This window comes from Brachybacterium sp. UMB0905, from assembly GCF_002871795.1.
In the GTDB taxonomy this organism is placed as follows: Bacteria; Actinomycetota; Actinomycetes; order Actinomycetales; family Dermabacteraceae; genus Brachybacterium.
Window position 1 is genome coordinate 339,231 of record NZ_PNHL01000001.1, and the last position, 4,033, is coordinate 343,263.

The window sequence follows — 4,033 nt, forward strand, 5'->3', positions numbered from 1 at the left end:
CCCCCCGCGCCCCCTGCCCCCTCAGCCGCCTCGGACTGCGCCGCGTCGTCGCTGCCCGAGCCCTGCTGCACCCTGGGCCAGGGTCCGCTCGGCGCTGCCGACGCGGCCGTGCTCGCCGAAGGGTTCAAGGCCCTCGCGGACCCGATGCGCCTGCGGCTGCTCTCCCACATCGCGGCGGAGGGCTGCGGGGACGTGTGCGCCTGCGACCTCACCGCGGCGCTCGGCATCACCCAGCCCACGGTCTCCCACCACCTGCGCAAGCTCGTGGACGCGGGCCTGCTGGTGCGGGAGCAGAAGGGCCGATGGGCGCATTACACGGTGGTGCCGGAGGTCTTCGCACGTCTGCGCACCGTGATCGACCTGGGCTGACCCAGCCCGTCGGCCCCGCCAGCTGTCCTACCTGCCCCGTCGGCCCCTCAGACCCCCACCCCGGGCGACACGAAGAGCAGCTGGAGGTGGGTGAGCAGCGGCCGGGCAGCGGGTTCCGCGGCCTGCACCACGGCACGCGTGGGGCGCAGCAAACCCAGGACCATGAGAAGCACGAGCCCGAGGACCACCCCGGGGATGGGCGGCCCGGTCAGCGCCGCAATGCCCAGACCGATCAGCTGGGCGAGCAGCAGCACGACCAAGCCCAGCAGCATCGGGGGCGGGAGAGCGACACGATGCACCTGGTCAGGGTGGCCCTGGGTCGGTCTCAGCCCGCCGGGGTGGTCACCCGTTCGTGCGTCCAGCTCTCGCTGCGCCGTTTGTAGGCGATGCGCGTGTGCTGGCGGTCCTCCCGTGCCTGGAGGAACTCGATGCTCTCCGGCTGCAGCGCGTACACCTGCCAGTCGAGGTTCGGGCGCCCGTCATAGGTGGGGCGCGCCTGCCAGTCGGTCTGGGAGGTCTGCTCGTCGAGCGCCGTGATGCTCCCACGCACCTCGACCTGTCGGCCGCTCTCGCGCCAGAAGAACAGCATCGCCGCGTGCGGGTCCGCAGCGAGCTGGGCGCCCTTGCGGGACGTGCGATGGGTGGAGACGTGCAGGCCATGCTCGTCGACGTCCTTGAGGATGAGGGTGCGGCTGCGCGGAGCGCCATCCGGGCCAACGGTCACGAACGTCATGGCATGAGGCTGCCTCGCACCCGCTGCGATCGCGTCCTCGAGCCAGGCGAGGAACAGCTCGAGCGGATCCTCCGGAACCCGGTCCGGGTCCAGGACAGGCAGGTCAGGTGGGAATCCGGGCAGGACGCGGAGGCGAGCGGCGAGATCGGTCATACCTCCTTCCTATCACCACCGGACATCTCCGGTGATCTCCGCTGGCGGCCCTCCTGCGTTCCAGCTGCGCTCTGCTGGACAGCTTTGTTCTGACAGACAGCTGCGTTCTCGCGCACAGCGGCGTTCTAGCGCACAGCGGCACCCGTTACCCGTCGGACACCCCACCCCGTCCAGCACGTGGACAGCGTGAGACGGGGCGTGGACGCATGGCTAACGTGCCGCACATCGGGCAGCGATCCTGCTCGTCACCCCTGCTCACGGGCCACACCCCGGCCCACGGGCACCCCGCGACGGTGCCGTCGCCACCCCTGTCGGCGCCATCGAAGCTCGTCGCCGACCCCGGTGACGGGACGCACGCCATCCCCGTCGGCCGCATCACCCCAGCGCGCCGGCTCCTCCCCGCCCTGCGCGGGATGTCCCCCGGAGGCCTCCTCGTGAGCTCATCGACACCCACCGCTCCCGCCGCCCAGAGCGCCGACCGCGGCGCCTTCCCCGGCCGCCTCGCCTTCATCTTCGCGGCCATCGGCTCCGCCGTGGGCCTGGGGAACATCTGGCGGTTCCCCGCCGTCGCGTACGAGAACGGCGGCGGCGCGTTCATCCTCCCGTACCTCGTGGCGCTGCTGACCGCCGGCATCCCGCTGCTGTTCCTGGACTACGCGATCGGGCACCGCTGGCGCGGCTCGGCCCCGATGGCCTGGCGCCGTCTGTCGCGCTGGACCGAGTTCATCGGCTGGTGGCAGGTGCTGATCTCCCTGATCATCGCCCTGTATTACGCGCTGATCCTGGCGTGGTCCACGAATTACACGATCTTCTCCCTGAACCAGCGGTGGGGCGATGACCCCGCGGGGTTCTTCGGCGAGTACACGCAGGCGCTCGGTGGGGACGACGTCGAGGTCACCTTCGACGTGGTGCCGCTGGTGCTGATCTCCCTCATCGCGGTGTGGGTGGCCGTGATCGTGGTGATGGCGCTCGGCGTGCAGCGCGGCATCTCCGCCAGCTCCGTGGTGTTCATCCCGCTGCTGGTGCTGATGTTCCTGATCCTCGTGGTGCGGGCGCTGTTCCTGCCCGGCGCCGTCGACGGTCTGGAGGCCCTGTTCAAGCCGAACTGGAGCGCGCTGCTGACCCCGGGCGTGTGGATCGCCGCCTACGGGCAGATCTTCTTCTCGCTGTCCGTGGCCTTCGGCATCATGCTCACCTACGCCTCCTACCTGAAGAAGAAGACGGACCTCACCGGCTCCGGCCTCGTGGTGAGCTTCGCGAACTCCGGCTTCGAGATCCTGTGCGGCATCGGCGTGTTCAGTGCCCTGGGCTTCATGGCGCAGGCGCAGGGAGTGGCGATCGACGAAGTCGTCGTCGCCGGCGTGGGCCTGGCGTTCATCGCCTTCCCCACGATCATCTCCGAAGCCCCGGCGGGCGCGCTGATCGGCGTGCTGTTCTTCGGCTCGCTGGTGCTGGCCGGCTTCACCTCGCTGGTGTCGATCGTGGAGGTCATCATCGCGGCGATCCAGGACAAGTTCGGGCTCTCCCGCCTGCCCGGCACGCTCATCGTGTGTCTGCCGATCGCCGTGGTCTCCACCGCGCTGTACTCCACGACGATGGGGCTGCCGCTGCTGGATGTCATGGACAAGTGGGTCAACGAGTACGGCATCGTCGCCGCGGCACTGGTCAGCTCGCTGATCGTGGCGTACGTGGTGCGCGGCCTGCCCACACTGCGCGACCACCTGAACCACTTCGGCTCCTTCCCCGCCGGGAAGCTGTGGATGGCGTTCGTGGCCGTCGTGGCGCCGATCGTGCTGGGCATCTCCCTGATTGTCTCCACGGTGTCGCTGGTCGGGACCGAGGGCACCTACGAGGACTACCCCGGCTGGTTCGTCCTCGTGTTCGGCTGGCTGATGGCGATCGGGCTGGTGGTCGTCGCGATCGGGCTCTCGCTGATCCCCTGGCCGACCTGGTCGAACCTGCATAAGGCAGATTCCGACGGGGATCCGATCGCCCCGCCCGTGGTGCCCGGCAAGGGCCTCGCGGCCGACCCTGCCGCGAAGACCCCGCACGCCCGCAGCAGCGCGACCTGACCTGCTCATCTCTGACTGAAGGAGCTCCCATGTCTCTCTCCGCGATCATCATGATGGCCGTCGCGATCCTCACCGTATGGGGCGGCCTCGGCCTCGCGATCATCAACCTCCTGCGCCACCCCGAGCAGGAGGACTGACGGAGGCGGGGCGGGGGTCGCCTCTAACTGTACTGACCGGGGACGTTGATCAATCGTGAGAAGGGCGGCTGGTTGGCGCACGCGGTGTGCGGACGCACCTCGTTGTAGTGGTGGAGCCAGTCGGGCAGTGCGTCGCGGCGTTCGTGCTCGCTGGTGTAGCAGCGAGCGTAGGCCCACCCGTCGGCCATGGTCCGGTGGAAGCGCTCCACCTTCCCGTTCGTCTGGGGGCGGTACGGGCGGGTCCTCTTCGGCGTGATCGACAACGCCTGACAGGTGTCACGCCACAGATGGGACCGGTACGCGCCGCCGTTGTCCGACAAGATGCGTTCGATGGTGACGCCGCGCTCGGCGAACCAGCCGACAGCGCGGTGCAGGACGGCGACGGCGGTGATGGCGGTCTCGTCGTCGTGGACCTCGGAGTACGCGACACGCGAGTGGTCATCGATGACCGTGTGGACGAACGCGTACCCGAGCTTTGGGGTGTGTCAAGGATTTCGGACCTGAGTTGATGCATTTGCTTAGTGTCCCGGGCCTTCGGTGATCTGCGTGATGATCTCGGCGATGTCGTC

At 69.1% G+C, this 4,033-nt stretch carries 5 protein-coding genes and 1 pseudogene; 3 read left to right on the top strand and 3 right to left on the bottom strand.

Going from position 1 to position 4,033, the window contains the following annotated elements; all coding sequences use genetic code 11:
* Window positions 1-51 precede the first annotated feature (51 nt).
* Window positions 52-369 carry a helix-turn-helix transcriptional regulator gene (locus CJ197_RS01470; RefSeq protein ID WP_102235013.1) on the top strand — a complete coding sequence of 106 codons (318 nt, stop codon included), beginning with the start codon at window positions 52-54 and terminating at the stop codon, window positions 367-369.
* Between the two features lie 47 nt (window positions 370-416).
* Here CJ197_RS01470 and CJ197_RS01475 read toward each other — a convergent pair whose 3' ends face one another.
* Both CJ197_RS01475 and CJ197_RS01480 read right to left on the bottom strand, forming a co-directional pair.
* The gene (locus CJ197_RS01475) at window positions 417-668 is read right to left on the bottom strand and encodes a CidA/LrgA family protein (protein ID WP_102234973.1); all 252 of its coding nucleotides are present in this window, start codon (window positions 666-668) and stop codon (window positions 417-419) included.
* 26 nt (window positions 669-694) lie between these two features.
* Complete coding sequence (locus tag CJ197_RS01480; protein WP_102234974.1) at window positions 695-1,255, bottom strand: pyridoxal 5'-phosphate synthase; 561 nt, start codon at window positions 1,253-1,255, stop codon at window positions 695-697.
* 413 nt (window positions 1,256-1,668) lie between these two features.
* Here CJ197_RS01480 and CJ197_RS01485 point away from each other — a divergent pair, with 413 nt between their 5' ends.
* Both CJ197_RS01485 and CJ197_RS01490 read left to right on the top strand, forming a co-directional pair.
* Window positions 1,669-3,327 carry a sodium-dependent transporter gene (locus tag CJ197_RS01485; protein WP_102235014.1) on the top strand — a complete coding sequence of 553 codons (1,659 nt, stop codon included), beginning with the start codon at window positions 1,669-1,671 and terminating at the stop codon, window positions 3,325-3,327.
* 29 nt (window positions 3,328-3,356) lie between these two features.
* On the top strand, window positions 3,357-3,464 hold the full coding sequence (locus CJ197_RS01490) for a methionine/alanine import family NSS transporter small subunit (protein WP_102234975.1): 108 nt from the start codon (window positions 3,357-3,359) through the stop codon (window positions 3,462-3,464).
* Between the two features lie 23 nt (window positions 3,465-3,487).
* Here the strand turns inward: CJ197_RS01490 and CJ197_RS01495 are convergent.
* A pseudogene (locus CJ197_RS01495) lies at window positions 3,488-3,943 on the bottom strand (integrase core domain-containing protein); the annotation flags it as partial.
* Between the last annotated feature and the right edge of the window lie 90 nt (window positions 3,944-4,033).

What these genes read in the sequence shown, in the direction of transcription:
- CJ197_RS01480 (WP_102234974.1), bottom strand. Translation starts at nt 1,255, where the DNA reads ATGACCGATCTCGCCGCTCGCCTCCGCGTCCTGCCCGGATTCCCACCT.
- CJ197_RS01490 (WP_102234975.1), top strand. Translation starts at nt 3,357, where the DNA reads ATGTCTCTCTCCGCGATCATCATGATGGCCGTCGCGATCCTCACCGTA.
- CJ197_RS01485 (WP_102235014.1), top strand. Translation starts at nt 1,669, where the DNA reads ATGTCCCCCGGAGGCCTCCTCGTGAGCTCATCGACACCCACCGCTCCC.